This window comes from Clostridioides sp. ZZV14-6009, from assembly GCF_020658095.1.
Lineage (GTDB): Bacteria > Bacillota > Clostridia > Peptostreptococcales > Peptostreptococcaceae > Clostridioides.
The window spans coordinates 75,074-92,569 of sequence record NZ_JAGWDG010000016.1 but is presented as its reverse complement, the minus strand read 5'-3'; the positions used below and the strand labels follow the sequence as shown (position 1 = coordinate 92,569).

Here is a 17,496-nt window from a genome sequence, read left to right as displayed (position 1 = left end):
ACAGGATTAACTAGTGGAAAAATCTATAAAGTAACAATGGATGGAAATGTAAAATATACTAAAGCAGATGGAACATTAGGAGAAGAAGCAGATAAAGCAGCATTAACAGGAACATCAATAACAGGATTAGAAAATGGAAAAACGTATAAAGTAGAAGAAGATACTTCAAGTCCTATATCAACAATTGGTCGATTAATAGTCAAGTTCACTAATTTAGTTAAATAATTTTAATATTTTATTATTATTAAAAATATTAATAATAGTATTTTGTCCAGAACATCATTGTAAATGGAACTAATTTAGCAGACTAATTGTAATTTAGAGAATGTAATTTTTATTGTTTATGAATATAATAATTTTTTAAGAAAGATGTATAAATTTACTTAAGGAATCCTAAAAATACAAAAGTATATACTGATAAACATTACTTAGGAGATTTAAAACAAACATGTATCTAAACTAGTTTAATCAATATGAAAGTGTAGTCATTTTAATCTACTTTCAAAATAATTATAAAACTTCACATAATATTCATATGAATTCTCTATTAAATTCACACACAAGAGTTATTATATAAATATAGAAGATAGTAAAACTAGCTTAAAAACATAATATAATACCCTATACAAAATAGTGGCAACTCTCCCTCACATCCTCAATTGTTGCCACTATTTTAATTTTTTTGTAAAAACACAACAACAAAAAACCCCACCATACAGTGGAGCTTTCCATAATTTTCAACTTTCATTCAATCTCTTAACTTTTATCTAAGCACTAAGCCTTAAAACAAACAGAATTTCTGCCTTCAAGCTCTCTATTTATCTTAGCGACCTTAATCTTAATCTTGTCCTTCAAAGGAATACACCCTATATTGCTTTCACTTCTCACATTAACACTTCCAACAAACTTACCAGAATCATTATAATACTTTGCAACACCAACAATATCTCCCTTATTGATAGGATAACTCATACTCTTAAACACTATCTTAGGATTGATATTCTCATTATCTGAAACAACACCATATAAATCTTTATCTACCTTAACTTTTATCTTAAAATCATCAATACCATCAACACAAGGAGTTTCTATAGTATCCCCCTTATGAGCTATTTTTTTAGAATGGAAATTGTCTTTACCATACTTCAATAAGCTAGCAGAAGAAGAAATTCTATTCTTCTTATTACCATCACCAAGTACAACACCTATTAATCTATGATTTCTTTCATTTTTAGCATCTTTAGGTACCATCATAGAAAATGCAAAACAATATCCAGCATTATCTGTATAACCTGTCTTTATTCCATCAACACCAGGAACTGAAACAAGTAGAGGATTTGTATTGTAGTGTGTAAAATCCTTTTTAGTATCATTATAAACTTGCATAGTAGTTATTCTAGTAACCTGACTTTCATAATGGTCATACATATACTTTCCAAGAGTAACTATATCATGAGCTGTTGATATGTTCTCGATAGGAGGCTCTTTACGTTCTGGGTCAGTATATCTAGGAAGACCATTTGGATTAAAATAATACGTATCATGCATTCCTATTTCTTCAGCTTTCTTATTCATCATATCTACAAAATTCTTTTCATCTTTACCAATGTATTTCGCTATGGCCATAGCAGCATCATTTCCAGAAACAAGCATAAGACCTTGCATAAGCTCCCCTAGAGGTATTTCATCGCCATCTTTAAGCTTACAAGTAGAACCTCCAACAGAAGCTGTAGACTTGTCTATTTTTACTATATCAGTTTGTTTAACTTGATTCTTATCTACTGCTTCTATTGCAAGTAAAAATGTCATCATCTTACTTAAGCTAGCTAGAGGCATTTTTTCGTCGCTATTTTTTTCAAATAATATTCTTCTAGTATTTTGGTCTATAAGCAATGCTGCCCTTGAAGAATTTGGGACTGGTGGATTATCTGCAAATGAGAATCCAGGTGTTATAAATGTAAAAATTAATGCAAGTATTGCTAAAAGTTTTACTTTTCTTTTCAAAATTTCATCCTCCATTTCATATACTAATTATGTGCGCAAGATAGGAACTATAGGCTCTATTTATTTAGATATTCATTAATCATATCTATTATATAAGCAATTTCCTCATCTGGTATCGAAATATTAAAGTAAGCTTCAGTTGTTTTAAAAGCTTCTCGTATTAATTCATATAATTTATAATTTTTACCAATTAACTCAGTAATGTTATTATATGGAAAAGTTGTATTTTTAAAACATCTTTCTATCATAAAAGAGCAGTGTAGTATATATCCAAGTTTAAATTTACTCTTAAGGTCTTCGTCTATTAATTCTATTATTGAAAATAATGATGAATTAACATAGTTGAATAATTTAACTGAGTCCAATAATTCTAAGTTCTGAGACATGAAGTTTATTATTAAGCTGTTATATGATAGATTTGTTTCCTTTATATTAGTGATAATATTGGCATTGAATGTACCTTCTATTATCTTGTTTAACATATCAAGGCCATATCCATTTAGAAGTTCTTCTATGTGTATAAATGGAGTGTTAGCAACATTAAAGTCTACACTACCAACAACTGCTAAAATTTTAGTATTACTAAATTTATTCCTATACATTTTAAAACTCTCTATATTATGAGGAACTAAGTTAATATTGTACTTATTGATATTTTTTAGCGAAGAATTTATAAAGTCTGCAACTTTCATAGCTGAACCATAACCTGTTATACAAGTAGTTATTATAGCATAATCTCTCGATTTTTCAGGATAATTTATTTCTGATGAGTCAATTGCAGCTCGTCCAATATATGGATTTAAAGAACTTAAAGAGTTAGCTAACTCATCTAAGGTCATTTCTGGTAGAGTACTTTTTCTTACTGCCTCCAAAACTATTGGAGTAGACACCATTTCAATAGAGCGTGTTTTAATCTTTGTTTTTTCTGAAATAAGTTCTCCAAAAGCTATAAGAGAGCCCATATCTGTTAAAAGGAGTACCCCCTTACCTTCATCACATTCTTTTACCAATTCTATAGCTTTGTCAAGTATAGTACTTACTTTCACATCCAAAGGCATATCAATTGCATTACAATGGTTTGTACCAAGTAGTGAATTGGCTACATCACACATACTGCTAGCTGTTGAATTTCCATGAGCAAGTATTATAACTCCAATACTTTCAGAGTGATTATTAGGCTCAAGGTATGTACTATTTAGAAACATAGATATAAATTTTACTTCATCCTTGGGTAAAGATATCTGTAGGTCGTTTTCAATTATACTTAAAACTATTTTAGCTATATTTAAATCTTTTTCTAAGAAAATTTTATCATTATATAGATTGTACTTAGGATTATATGTATCCTGGTTTATATTTTCTATAAGAGCACTTATATGCATTGAAAGAGCAACATAAGTTTGTTTTGTATATTTATTTCTAGAGATTTTTTCAGCCTCTTTTAAAGAGTGTTCAACAGCATAGTAAATCTTTGGGTTGATTACTTTAAAAATCTCATTACTTGTATAATCAGAATGAGTTACTGATGATACTGAAAGTAATTTTGTAGAGTATTTCTCCATGTAATTTATAAACATACTCCTTATATCATTTTCTAGATAAGGAATCTCTGTAGAGTATCTAAATCCATTGTTTGATGTATCTATATTGTATTTAGATAGTTCTTTTGTATATTCGACCTCTAAGTTGTTACCATTGAATTCATAAAAAAGCATATAATCAAGCTCTGATAATTTATTTAAATTACTGCGATTTTCATTCAACTTTAAAAGACCAGTGTAAATATAGTCAGGAACAAGAGATAAGTCTATTTCTATGTTGTCTTTTAGTTCAGTCTTATAATTTAAAAATGCTCTTGCACTCATAAGTTGTATATCAGACTTAAGTTGACCTATATTACCAAAACAATCATAAAGTAGTAATGATTTAATTACGTCTTTATGAACTCTTATAGTTGCATTAGTATATTTAGATTCTACAATAAAGAAATATTTAATGAGAGATAATCTTTCTTTTAAGGACCTATCCTGTAAAGCAGGTAGATTAATTGTAACAGGAATTCTTCTTAGAAAAGTTCCAAGTAAGGAAGACTGTATATCTTCTGTTGTAGCACACACAATAAAGACTGTAGCTCTATGTACGACATCAGATTCTCCTAATCGTCTGTATATACCTTTATCCATCAAAAGAAAAAGCATCTCTTGGCCTTCTGGGGGTAATCTGTGTATTTCATCTAAAAACAATATACCACCATTAGCCTGTGCAACTATCCCAAATTTATCCTTATTAGCACCAGTAAAAGAACCTTTAACATAACCAAATAAATTACTAAGAAGTAAGTTAGCATTTTCTGCATATTCAGCACAGTTAAATACTACAAATTTACTTTCAGAAGAAAATACTTTGCTTTCTATAGCATATTTGTACATTGTTTCAGCAAATGTACTTTTTCCAACACCAGTAGGCCCTATAAGCAATGTATTAAGACCTTTTGGAGGGTAAAGTATGGCAGATTTAGCTTTTTCTATAGCTAATTTAAGGCTAGAATCATGTCCAAGTAATGTTGAGAAGACATCTTCTGAATCATTTTTAGTTGATTTAAATAGTTCATTACAATTTCTTATAGAATATTCTGAGCTATTTAAGGTACGACCAATCAAATTTTCAATAATACCAGCATGTAAAAATAAAATAGGTTTACCAGATATTTTTACAACTTTCTTTTCATTATATAGATTATTTAATTCTTTACTAGTATTACTTCTATCAAGAGATGAATTGTTAGCAACTTCAAGAGTAGTAAATCCTGTTTTCTCTGATTGTAGGTCTTTTAAAGTTATATTATTACATAACTTATGTAGTGATAATAAAACTTTATCTTTTCTTAACATTATAGTACCCCCTTTCTTTATATTTAAGTTATATTAAATATATTATATAATATATTTAATATTAAAATAAGGTTTATAGTGGATATTTTGTATTTTACTTTTTAATATGTTGTTTTGTGTAGTAGTTGGTGTTAAAATAATAGTTGCATTTATATGAGATATGGATTTTTATGGATTTACATAAGGTATTATGTTGTTATATTAGATAAGTATAAATTTTGTAATGTATGTAGCACTTTTATCTAATGTTCATATAAATATATAAAAACTAATTACTTAAATATACATAAACTAATTATTAGGTTATGAGCAATTTAAAAGTGTACAGATTTAAAATTATAGTTATTGTAAATCGTCAATTGTAGTAGTTTTTAAAGTATTTAATGAAGAATTGGTAAAATGAAGAGTAAATGGAGAGAGAATTTTTTATTGAAACAAAAATAATGAAAAGAAAAATAAGCTTGTAAAATTTAAAGCAGTTATATATCAATGGTTGAAAGTGTCTATGAAATATTAATTCAGCCATTTTATGGTGTAAATAACTTTATAATTTATTTTTGACAAGCATAAAAAACAAATTTTTTCATAAAATCTAAATGTTGGATATTAATTATTTAAAATAGTTTTAAATAATTAATGTATTGTAATAAAATATGAATAATATTATAAAAGAATGGGAGATATGTTTTGTGGATATAGATAGAATTTTAAACTTTTCCTCAAATGCAGGTAAAGCTATGTTGCAAAGTGGAGGAGAAACTTATAGAGTTGAAGAAACGATAAGTAGAATATGCCAATCTTTTGGTATAGAGCATGTAGATGTGTTTGCAACTCCAACGGCTGTAATGGCATCTGTTTTTGTAGATGGGAAACTACATTCAGCAATTAAAAGAATAAGTTCAAGAAGGGTAGACCTAAACTTAGTTCATGAAGTTAACTCATTATCAAGAGCAATCAGTATAAATAATTTAGATATTGAGTTATGTGAGAGGATTTTAGATGAGATAAGTGAAGATAATTATTATTCAGATATAGTAACAATAATTTTTGCAGGTATTGCAGCAGCAACTTTTTCTATATTATTTGGAGGAGATTTAAAAGAATTTATAGCTGCGTTTATGGTGGGAATAATGACTAAATTTGTTATTATGTACCTAAATAAGTCATCACTAAACGATTTTTTTGTAAATGCGATAGGAGCAGTTGTTATAGCTTTTTGTTCTATTGTGATTCTAAAACTTGGATTTATAAAGACTATGGACCATTTAATAGCAGGAGCAATAATGCTTTTGGTTCCAGGACTTGCTTTAACTAATGCGTTAAGAGACTTGTTAGATGGTCAATTGATATCTGGTCTTGCAAAGTTGGCAGAAGTATTTTTTGTAGGTGTATCCATAGCAGTAGGAATGTTTTTGGTACTAGGATTATACTTCAAGTTAGGGGGTATATAAATGAAATTGTTTATAGAAGTAGTAGCAGCTTTTTTTACAGCCTTAAGTTTTGGAGTCTTATTTAATATGAAGGGAAAAAACTTGATAATATCAGGTGTAGGTGGAAGTATAGCTTGGTTTTCGTATAAGTTTTGTTTGAATATGGGTGTATCAGTAAACCTGTGTTTTTTTATAGCTACAGTATGTTTTGCAATATACTGTGAATTATGTGCTAGGATTTATATGACTCCATCGACAACTTTAAGTGTTTGTTGTCTCATAATCTTAGTACCAGGTTATGGAATATATAACACTATGTATTCTGTTTTAACTAATGACTATATTAAGGCAGTAGAGTATGGGGTAAGTACATTATCTTGTGCAAGTTCGATTGCATTGGGGTTAGTATTTATAACTACAGTATTTAGAAGAGTTAATCTGTATGGAATAGTTTCGAAGATAAAAGATAATAAAAAATATAAGAAGAGCATAAATAAAATTAAACCACAGAAATAGAAAAAATTGACTTTTATACCAAAGGGTGATAATATAATAACATAAAATAGAATAAGAATATCTTTTATTAAATTAGATATTCTTATTGTTATAATATCAGTCACGGTTTTTTATTTCAACAAACCGACAACTTGAATCACAGATGTAAGTTTTAGAACTTGTTTTGTATTAACAAATTTGTATTAATGTAGAAACCTTAATTCTAAATTAAAAAGGGGGAAAATCAAAATGGAGAAGCTGTCAGATAAGAGGAGAGTCAAGGCAGTAAGTATGGAAACCTTCGTATTTATTGTACTTTTGGCGGTAGGATTTGGCTATGTAGGCAGTATCATGGGTGCAGGAATGATGTTCAAAGTAATAATGAGCACGGCACATGCACTTTTACTAGACACAGTATTTTTGATAATGGCAATGGCAGTCCTTGCAGGTGCACTTAGTGCATTACTTTCAGAATTTGGAGTAATATCTTTAGTAAATAAGATATTTAAGGGCCTTATGAGACCTATATGGGGGTTACCTGGTGCTAGTATAGCAGGAGTAGTGGCAACTTATTTATCTGATAACCCAGCTATTATACCATTCGCTAAAGACAAAACATTTACACAATACTTTAAAAAATATCAAATACCTGCTTTATGTAACTTAGGAACAGCTTTTGGTATGGGACTTATTGTAACAACTTTCATGATAGCTCAAGGTAAAGAATATGTATTACCAGCTATAATTGGTAACGTTGGAGCAATAATAGGTAGTATTATTAGTGTTAGAATTATGTTGACTTTTACTAAAAAGTATTATAATTATGACCCTAAAAGTGATAATGACAAACAAGCAAGTGTAAACAGTGCAAAGATTGAAGAGTTTAGAGAAATAAGAGATGGTAATGTATTCCAAAGAACATTGGATGCTATACTTGAAGGTGGTAAGCTAGGTGTTGAAATGGGTATGGCTATAATACCAGGAGTTTTAGTAGTTTGTACATTAGTTATGTTATTAACTTTTGGACCATCTACAGACCCTGCTACAGGTCAAGCTGTTTACACAGGAGCTGCATATGAAGGTATAAAATTATTACCTGCTATTGGTGACAAAATCAGTTTTATAATAGAACCATTATTTGGATTTACTTCACCAGAAGCAATAGCATTCCCTGTAACTGCATTAGGTGCTGTTGGAGCAGCAATATCTCTAGTACCAGAATTCATAAAATCAGGTGCTATAACTCCTAATGATATAGCAGTATTTACAGCAATGGGTATGTGTTGGAGTGGATATTTAAGTACACACATTGGTATGATGGATGCTTTAGATGCAAGACCATTAGCTGGTAAAGCGATTCTTTCGCATACAATAGGTGGTTTATGTGCAGGTGTATGTGCCCACTTTATATTTATGCTTGTCGGATAGGAATGTTTTAAAAATCAAATATTAAGATATTATAATTTATTAGATTGAATTGAACTAACAATTTAAATATGTAAAAATTAAATTAGTGATTTAAATATATAAAGGTGCTGTTTTGAAATAGAGATTTATTTTCATTTTAAGACAGCACCTTTTAGTAATTTGAAGGTATTAATTAAATGTATTGATTGAATTTATTATGATAAAATTGTATTATATACATTAGAGTCAATTTAAACAGTAACAATAAGGAGGAATTGTAGTAAATGAAAAAAGAACGACTACATCATGAGGACTTAAAAGAGTATGATTATGATGAAGATGACTATCTCAGTAAGAAAATAATTATTAAGGACTTTATAAAAACTATATTGGTTATGATAATTGCTACTGGAATATCAGTAGCTTTTAAAAAAGTAGGTTTTAATGAATCTAATATTATTTTAGTGTATATATTAGGTGTATTATTTGCTACAAGTATAACACATGGGTATTTTTTTGGAATACTTTCTTCAGTAATAGGAGTGCTATCATTTAATTTTTTCTTTACACACCCATTATATACTTTTATAGCTTATAGAAAAGATTATCCAATGACCTTTTGTATTATGCTTTTGGCAGCAATTATAACAAGTACTTTAACTTCTAGAATAAAAAAAGAAGTAAGACTTTCTCATAAAAGAGAGAAAATGATAAGATTGCTTTATGAAAATAATAAAACACTTCTTAAAGCAAAAAATAAAAATCAAATAATTGAATTTTGTGGGTCTAATTTGGTAAACATGTTAAATAGAACTGTTATAGTAACTATTGCAGATGGTGATAATAATCTAGGTAAGCCAAGTATTTATATTTGTAATAATGACGGAAGTGAGAATATATTCTATTCAGTATTAGAAAAGGAAGCTATAAAAGAGGCTTTTAGAACAGGTGTGCCAGTTGGGATTGGAACAAAATATTGTAAAAATAGTAGTGCTTACTATTTTCCTATAAAAGGTCAAGAATCCAATGTTCTTGGTGTTATAGGTATTGCATGTTTTAAAATTGATATTATTACGGAAAATGAAAAGATATTGTTAGAAGCAGTTTCAACACAAGTTGCATTAGCAATTGATAGAGAAAATCTATTTGAAAAGAATAAAAAAGCTAATCTTGAAACAGAACGAGAGAGGTTAAGAGGAAACTTGCTTAGATCAATTTCTCATGATTTGAGAACTCCACTTACAAGCATACTAGGTTCTTCTTCAACTATACTTGAAAATGATGATGTAATAGATAAAGAAACTAGAGTAGAGCTACTAAAAAATATATATGAAGATACAAGTTGGTTGACTCACTCTGTTGAGAATATACTTAGTATGACCAGAATAGATGAAGGAAAATTGGATATTGAAAAACGTCCAGAGGTTGTAGATGAAATAATTGCGGAATCTATACTAAGAGTTAAAAAATTTGCCAATAGTAGAGAGATACAAACCAATATACCAGATGAAATAATAATAGTTCATGTGGATGTATTATTGATAGAGCAAGTTTTAGTAAACTTAATTGACAATGCTATAAGACATACACCTAAAAATTCTAAGATAGAATTAACTGTAAGTAAAGAAGCTGAAAATGTATTATTTGAAGTGGCAGACAACGGAAAAGGAATACCAAGTGAAGATATTAAGAATATATTTAATAGATTTTATACAAAGAATAAAGCAAGAAATCTTGAAAGAAGAGGGATTGGTCTTGGTTTAGAAATATGTAAGTCTATAGTACAAGCTCATGGTGGAGAAATTATTGCTTTTAATAATCCTTCTGGAGGAGCCACATTTAGATTTAGTATACCTTTAGATAAAGGGGAGGTGAAAGACGAATGGAAGTAAAACCGTTGGTTTTAATTGTGGAAGACGATAGACCAATTTGTAAATTTATAAAAGTGTCTCTGGAAACTCAAAACTATAGATGTGTAGAAACTGACAATGGAGGCACAGCTATATCACTTATACATTCTCTTGACCCAGATTTAATAATTTTAGATTTAGGTTTACCAGATATTGATGGAATTGAGGTAATAGGTAGAGTTAGGGCTTGTGCTAAAAATAATAAAATAATTGTTGTTTCAGCAAGAGAACACGAGAGAGACAAAGTTGAGGCTTTAGATGGTGGAGCAGATGATTATTTGACGAAACCTTTTAGTGTAACAGAACTTTTGGCTAGAGTGCGTGTGGCCCTTAGAAATAAAGTTCAACAAGGTAAGATAAATAGTGATGTTCCTACAACCTTTGAGGTTAAAAATCTAAAGATAGATTATGAAAAGCATGCTGTATCTATTAATGGCGAGGAGATACACTTAACTCCAATTGAATATAAACTTGTTGAATTAATGTCTAAGTATTCAGGGAGAGTTTTAACACATAAATTTATAATAGATAAGGTTTGGGGTAATTACTATGAAAGCGAAAACCAATCTCTTAGAGTTTTTATGGCAAGTATAAGACGAAAAATTGAAAAAAATCCTGCTCAACCAGAGTATATTTTGACTGAAGTAGGAGTAGGATATCGTATGACAGATGAATAAGTATCAAATTAAAAGTATTAGAATCTAAACTAGTAGTAGTATTTTAACTAAATACAAATAGCCATGTGTTCTATAATAAGTAGGAGGAAAGACAGCCTATTAATATTATACTTGCATGGCTATTTTTATCTTTTTATCAAAGATAGGCGAAATATTCCATCCTCAATATAAGTAGGGTGGAGATGTAAGCCTGTAATATAAATTAAAAGGAGGTGAAGAAATGATACAGATGAAAGCTTTTAAGTTTAGAATATATCCAAATCAAACTCAAAAAGAAACAATAGAAAAATCTTTTGGATGTTCAAGATTTGTGTATAATCATATGTTAGCACTTCAAAAAGAAAGATACGAAAAGGAAGGTAAATCACATTCAAAGTATGATTTAATTAAAAAACTTCCATCACTTAAAGAAGAATATGAATGGCTTAAAGAAGTTGATTCAACTAGTTTGCAAGCTACCATTGATGATTTAGATAGTGCATATAAAAACTTCTTTAGAGAATTTAAAAAGGGTAATAATCAAGGATTTCCAAAGTTCAAAAGTAAAAGAAATCCTAAAAGAAGTTTTGAAAGTAAGTGTGTAAATAATAATATAACTATTAAGGATAATCTAATTAAGCTACCAAAATTGAAATGGGTTAAGGCTAAAGTGACTCAAAATATAAATGGTAGAATATTAAATGCTACTGTATCAAAAACACCTACAAGTAAATATTTTGTTAGTATGTGTTGTGAGGTTGACATAAAACAATTAGAAGAATCTAATAAGTATATTGGCATAGATTTAGGCTTAAAAGATTTTGCAATATGTTCTAATGGAAGCATATTTAACAATCCTAAATGGTTAAGAAAAGCTAACTATAGATTGAAATTGGAACAAAGAAGATTATCAAAGATGAAGAAGTTCAGTAATAATTGGAATAAGCAAAGAATTAAAGTAGCTAAGATACATGAAAGAATAACTAATCAAAGAAGAGATTACCTACATCAAATATCAACTAAGCTAATTAGAGAAAACCAAATAATTTGTTTAGAAGATTTGAAAGTGAGTAATATGATTAAGAATCATAAATTAGCAGGTGCAATAAGTGAAGTTAGTTGGTATGAATTTAGAAGGTTACTTGAGTATAAGGCTACTTGGTATGGGAGAGTAATTTCTGTAATAGGAAACACATATCCATCAAGTCAGTTATGTAGTGTATGTGCTCATAGAAATAAAGATGTAAAGAACTTATCCCTTAGAAAGTGGGTTTGTCAAAAGTGCAATACACAGCATGACAGAGATATAAATGCTAGTGTAAATATACTAAAAGAAGGATTAAGATTAGTGGGGATGGAACAGTCCTTAGAGCCTATGAATGCTTAGTACAAAAGTACTATCGAATAGGAATCTCCACCTTCAAACGTTATCGAAGGTAGTTAAGGTGGAGTAGTTCAATTATATATTGGATGAAGATATGAGCATAAAATATGATTCTTATAATATAAAACTTGCTTAGGACTAAGTTAAGGGACAAATAATAAGAATTATATGAAGATTAAAAAAATAGTATGTACAGCAAAAGATATTTATGATAATTTAAGTTTTAGAGAGCTTAGGTGAGTGATATAATGATGAGCTCTATTTGTCAAAAAAGATGATGCTATTGTATTCTTTTTTTTTATAAAAAAGTACAATAGCATCATCAAAGGTATAGCAAAACTTGACATAGTTTCAAGAATTTAAAAAATTGGATAAAAGGAGTTATACATAAATGAGTGTGAGAAATTTAGTAGATGAATTAGATGAAATTATATATGTTTCCTCCTTGGATACATATGAACTTTTATATATTAATAAAAATGGGAAAAGGGTGCTAGGACTTGATGATATTTCTCATAGAAAATGTTATGAAGCATTACAAGGGAGAGATTCTCCTTGTGAATTTTGTACTAACTCTTTTTTGAAAGATGATGAATATTACATATGGGAAAATACAAACACTGAAATAGATAGACATTTTATATTAAAAGATAAATTAATTAAGTGGGAAGGTAAAACTGCACGACTGGAAATAGCTCTTGATATTACTGATAAGGAAAATATAAGTAAGTCGATAGAGGAAAAATTGGAAATAAAAGAATTACTAGTTGGGTGTATTAAACATCTTATAACAGAAACTAATTTTTCAAATGCTATAAATCTTGTATTAAGCAGTATTGGGAAATTTCATAAGGCTGATAGAGCATATATTTTTGAAGTGTCCGCAGATGGTAAAAAGATAAATAATACATATGAATGGTGCAATCAAGGCGTTGAGGGACAAAAACAATTCCTTGAAGATATTGATATTGAAGCATTAAAAAATTGGTTTTCATTATTTTATGAAAAAGGTTTTATAATATTAGATAATATAGAAAATATAAAAGAAACACAACCAATTGAGTATGAAATTTTAAAACCTCAAAATATTGAAAGTTTAATAGCATCTTCATTAAAGCAAGATGACAAAATTATTGGATTTATTGGAGTTGATAATCCAAAGAGAGCTGTTAAAGATACATCTCTTTTGACTTCTCTATCTTATTTTTTATTGACTGAAATGAAAAAGAGAGAGGTAGAAAATAAATTGAATCATATGAGTTATTATGACTTTTTGACTGGGGTTTACAATAGAAATAAATATATTAAATACATAGATAATTTTTACAGCAATAAAGCTAAATCTATAGGTGTTGTGTTTATAGATATAAATGGATTAAAAGATATTAATGATAACTTCGGACATGCTAGTGGCGACTCTGCTATTGTGTCAACCTGTGTAATTATAAAAAAATACTTTCATTCCTATAATATTTATCGTATTGGTGGAGATGAGTTTGTTGTATTATGTGAGGAAATTTCAAAACAACTATTTGAAGAAAAGGTTACTTGGTTAAGTGAAGAGTTTAAAGATACTAGGGTATATAGTGTAGCAATAGGAAGTATTTGGAGTGAAGATAGTATAAATATACATAGCTTGGCTAAAATTGCTGATGAGAGAATGTATCAAGATAAGCAAAGATATTATGAAAAAAATAAACTAAAGAGCAATAAAGTAGAGGGGATAAACAATTTAACTGGTTCAGAAAAAAGAATTTTATCTACATATGAAAGTTTAGAGACGGAAGAACCTTTTGACAGTATAACAAGTGATGGATATTCTAAAACTTATGAAAAACTAGTTTATAATACATATGATATTATCTTAGATATTTGCTTAGAGAAAAATTTAATTACTCCAATCCATCAATCAGAAAACAATATTTTTAAAATTTCTGTAAAAGAGAATATACAAAAAACATTTTTATACATTAGAAATTATATAGTTCATCCTGATGATAGAGCTATATTTTACTCTAATCTTTATTCAAAGTTTCTTGATGATTCAAAAAATAACAAGCAAGAGGACTTAAAGTTGAGTTTTGAATGTAGATGTTTAGGAGAGGATAAAAGGTACTATTGGACATCCATGTGTATCCTAAATGTTATCAGTAAAAATAAATTTGGTGAAAATCAGACACATATTTTGCTTTCTATTAAAAATATAGACCATATTATGCAAATACGTAAAAGACAAAGAGATATATTGACAGGGCTATATAATTACGAAGACTTTTGTCAACAAGCAAACTTATTACTTAAAAAACATCCTGATAAACATTATGTTGCTATAATGATGGATATAGATAAGTTCAAGGTAATTAATGATATTTATGGTATTCAAGAGGGAGATAGAGCATTAATATATATTGCAGAACTGATTAAAAAAAATATTACTTCTAAGGGAATCTGTTGTCGTATGTATGCAGATGTGTTTTGCATTTTTTATGAGTGCTATCAGGATAAAGATGTAGATAAATTAATTTATAAAATTACAAAAAATTTAAGTACAAAGCAATTTGAGTATATGTTAATACCATGCTTTGGAATTTATAGGATTCTGGATAATAATATATCAGTTACAAATGCCTGTGAAATGGCAGGATATGCACATAAAAATGTAAAGAAGCAGAGCATAAATCATCATATGTTTTATGATGAAGCTATGAGAAATGATGCAATTGAAGAAAAACAGATGGAAAGAGAAATGGAATATGCATTGGAAAATGGACAGTTTCATGTATACTTACAACCTAAATATAATCTTGAAATAAATAAAATTATAGGAGCAGAGGCTTTAGTTAGATGGATACATCCAGAAAAAGGTATAATACCTCCAAATAAATTTATATCACTATTTGAGAAGAATGGATTTATCATTAAACTAGATATGTATATATGGGAGCAAGTATGTGCTTTGATAAGAAAATGGATAAACTTAGGTCAGAATCCAGTACCTATTTCCGTAAATGTATCAAGATTACACTTGTATAATCCTCAATTTAGATATATTGTTTTAGGTCTAATAAATAGATATAATATACCAAAATCATTTTTTGAATTAGAACTTACAGAAAGCTTATTTATTAAAAATATAAAGTTATTTGCCAAGATAATAGCAGAGCTTAGAACAGATGGTATTATTTTAAATATGGATGATTTTGGTTCAGCATATTCTTCATTAAATATGTTAAAAAATATAAATATTGACACATTAAAGATAGATTGTGGATTTTTTAATGAAAAAGAAATTACAGAAAGAGAAAAAATTGTTTTAAAGCATACTATAGCAATGGCTAAGGACTTAAAAATGGATGTAGTTGCAGAAGGTGTAGAAACAAAAGAGCAAGCAGAGTTTTTGGCCAGTTTAAATTGCGTGGTAATTCAAGGATATTACTATTGTAAGCCTATTCCAAGTAGGGATTTTGAAAGTTTACTTTATAATCATCAAGATAGTAAACTAATAACTACTTAAAATAATATGCTTCATTTAAATATAATATATTCTGTGATAGGTTGTCTAAATTAAATGTAAGATAGTCTGTATATATTCAATCAATTAATAATTCAAGATTGAATATATATAGGCTTTATAGTATTTAAAATTTATTTTTCAGACATTTTTACCCTAAACGCTTGTATAGAGGTTCTTTACCGTAAATATAGAATGTGAGATAATAAATTAAATAAAAAATAAAAAGTAATGACATTATAATTTTTTTAGCAAGTACAATATTGATGGATTAGGAGCGAAGTTTATGATAGTGGGTATTATAGGTCCTTCAGACTCTGGCTTTAAGATAAAGGAAGACTTAAAACAGATAGACAGCAATTTAGAAACTAAAATATATGTAAGAGAAAAAGTAGTAGATACAGTAGAAGTTATTTCGAAATGTGAAGATGAATGTGATGCCATTATATTTACAGGGTGTGGAGTCTATGAGTTTATAAAATCTAGATATGAAATAAGTAAACCACATTCATTCGTTCCAAGAAGTGGGACAAGTATAATGAAAGCATTTTGGGCAATAAAGAGTGCAAATATAAAGCTAGATAAATTTAGTATAGATGTAGTTGATAGATATGTTGTAGAAGATGCACTTAAAGAGTTTGATATTGAAGCTACAAGTATATTTTGTAGGCCATTTTCTGTAGAAGTAGGAGAATCTGAACTTGCAAAGTGGCATATACAATTGTTTGAAGAAAATAAGACTGAGATAATGATAACCGGTTTTGGAGCAGTGTACAATGAGTTAAAGCAAAGAGGTTATCCTGTATTTCGCCTACAAGCAACTATACAATTAATCAAAGAAAGTTATGAAAAAGTGAAGAGTGAATATGCTCTAAGCGAGGCTAGATTTTCTCAAATTGCAGTAGAAATATTGAGTTTAATAGATTATAAAGAGAAGATAGAAAACTATTATTCTGATATGATAAAAAAATCAGATATGGATAAGCTTGTAGTAAACTATGCAAGAAGTATTCAAGGTTCTTTATTTTCGTTTGGAAGAAATGATTATGTAGTATTTGTTCATAAAGGTGTAGCTGATAATGAGTACAATTATGATAAATTATTTAAGCTAAAAAGAGATATAAAAGACATGGGATTTTCTCTTAGTATAGGGATTGGTACTGGAGTAACTGCATATCAAGCTGAAAATAATGCACATAAAGCATTAAGACATTCAATAGATTCAAAAGAGATTGGTATATATTTAGTAGATGAAGATGAAAATATAAGAGGTCCTTTAGCCTCAGAAAATGAATTAAATTACTCCCTAGTATTGGCTGATGAAAAAATAATAGAAATATCTAAAAAAACTGGGATGAGTTGCGAATCAGTAGCAAAAATCATAGCTATAAGTGAAAATAGAAAAAGTAAGATTTACGATTCAAAAGAATTGGCAGAATATCTAAATGTAAGTGAAAGAAGTGCAAGGCGTATACTGAATAAAATAGTAAGTGCAAATCTAGGTAGAATATGTGCTAAAGAAACTAGTATTGGTGGAGGAAGACCAAAGAATATTACTGAGATATTGTTTTAAAATATTATATAAGATTGTATCAAGTGTCATATAAAACACTAAAACCTATGTAAATCAACTTTTTAAGATAGTACTTATAGAGTCGAAAATACATAGGTTTTTAATTATGAGATTTAAAGAGTAATACTGTATAAAAGTATTTATATGAGTGATAGTACTCTAATTTATCATTAATTTTTTATAATTCATTATTTAACTTAATCATATGATAGACTGATTTAAAAGTAGAATCTAA

11 protein-coding genes are annotated in these 17,496 nt (G+C 28.4%); 9 read left to right on the top strand and 2 right to left on the bottom strand.

The features are described from left to right. Positions 1-225, top strand: a 225-nt coding sequence (locus KGF36_RS16655; protein ID WP_227854904.1) for a hypothetical protein, incomplete at its 5' end; no start/stop codon positions are given. Between the two features lie 549 nt (positions 226-774). Here the strand turns inward: KGF36_RS16655 and KGF36_RS16650 are convergent. After that, entirely contained in the window at positions 775-2,019 is a 1,245-nt protein-coding gene (locus tag KGF36_RS16650) for a D-alanyl-D-alanine carboxypeptidase family protein (RefSeq protein WP_227854903.1), read from the bottom strand. Between the two features lie 41 nt (positions 2,020-2,060). Beyond that, entirely contained in the window at positions 2,061-4,895 is a 2,835-nt protein-coding gene (locus KGF36_RS16645; RefSeq protein ID WP_227830442.1) for a sigma-54-dependent transcriptional regulator, read from the bottom strand. Between the two features lie 689 nt (positions 4,896-5,584). On the opposite strand from KGF36_RS16645, the gene KGF36_RS16640 reads away from it, so the two are divergent. The 8 genes from KGF36_RS16640 (at position 5,585) to KGF36_RS16605 (ending at position 17,261) form a co-directional block, all read left to right on the top strand. Continuing rightward, complete coding sequence (locus tag KGF36_RS16640; RefSeq protein ID WP_227433654.1) at positions 5,585-6,346, top strand: threonine/serine exporter family protein; 762 nt, start codon at positions 5,585-5,587, stop codon at positions 6,344-6,346. Further along, the gene (locus KGF36_RS16635; RefSeq protein WP_227830441.1) at positions 6,347-6,841 is read left to right on the top strand and encodes a threonine/serine exporter family protein; all 495 of its coding nucleotides are present in this window, start codon (positions 6,347-6,349) and stop codon (positions 6,839-6,841) included. A gap of 228 nt (positions 6,842-7,069) precedes the next feature. Continuing rightward, positions 7,070-8,248: a hypothetical protein gene (locus KGF36_RS16630; RefSeq protein WP_227830440.1), complete on the top strand. Its 1,179-nt coding sequence runs from the start codon at positions 7,070-7,072 to the stop codon at positions 8,246-8,248. Positions 8,249-8,511: 263 nt separating this feature from the next. After that, positions 8,512-10,119, top strand: coding sequence for an ATP-binding protein (locus KGF36_RS16625; RefSeq protein ID WP_227830439.1), 1,608 nt, complete (start codon positions 8,512-8,514; stop codon positions 10,117-10,119). Further along, positions 10,110-10,814, top strand: coding sequence for a response regulator (locus KGF36_RS16620; RefSeq protein ID WP_227830438.1), 705 nt, complete (start codon positions 10,110-10,112; stop codon positions 10,812-10,814). Before KGF36_RS16625 ends, KGF36_RS16620 begins: the two co-directional genes overlap by 10 nt. Positions 10,815-11,034: 220 nt before the next feature. Beyond that, positions 11,035-12,180, top strand: coding sequence for an IS200/IS605 family element RNA-guided endonuclease TnpB (tnpB, locus tag KGF36_RS16615; RefSeq protein WP_227854902.1), 1,146 nt, complete (start codon positions 11,035-11,037; stop codon positions 12,178-12,180). Between the two features lie 388 nt (positions 12,181-12,568). After that, positions 12,569-15,691: a bifunctional diguanylate cyclase/phosphodiesterase gene (locus tag KGF36_RS16610; protein ID WP_227854901.1), complete on the top strand. Its 3,123-nt coding sequence runs from the start codon at positions 12,569-12,571 to the stop codon at positions 15,689-15,691. Positions 15,692-15,974: 283 nt separating this feature from the next. Then, positions 15,975-17,261: a transcriptional regulator gene (locus tag KGF36_RS16605; RefSeq protein ID WP_227830007.1), complete on the top strand. Its 1,287-nt coding sequence runs from the start codon at positions 15,975-15,977 to the stop codon at positions 17,259-17,261. The last annotated feature ends 235 nt before the right edge of the window (positions 17,262-17,496 follow it).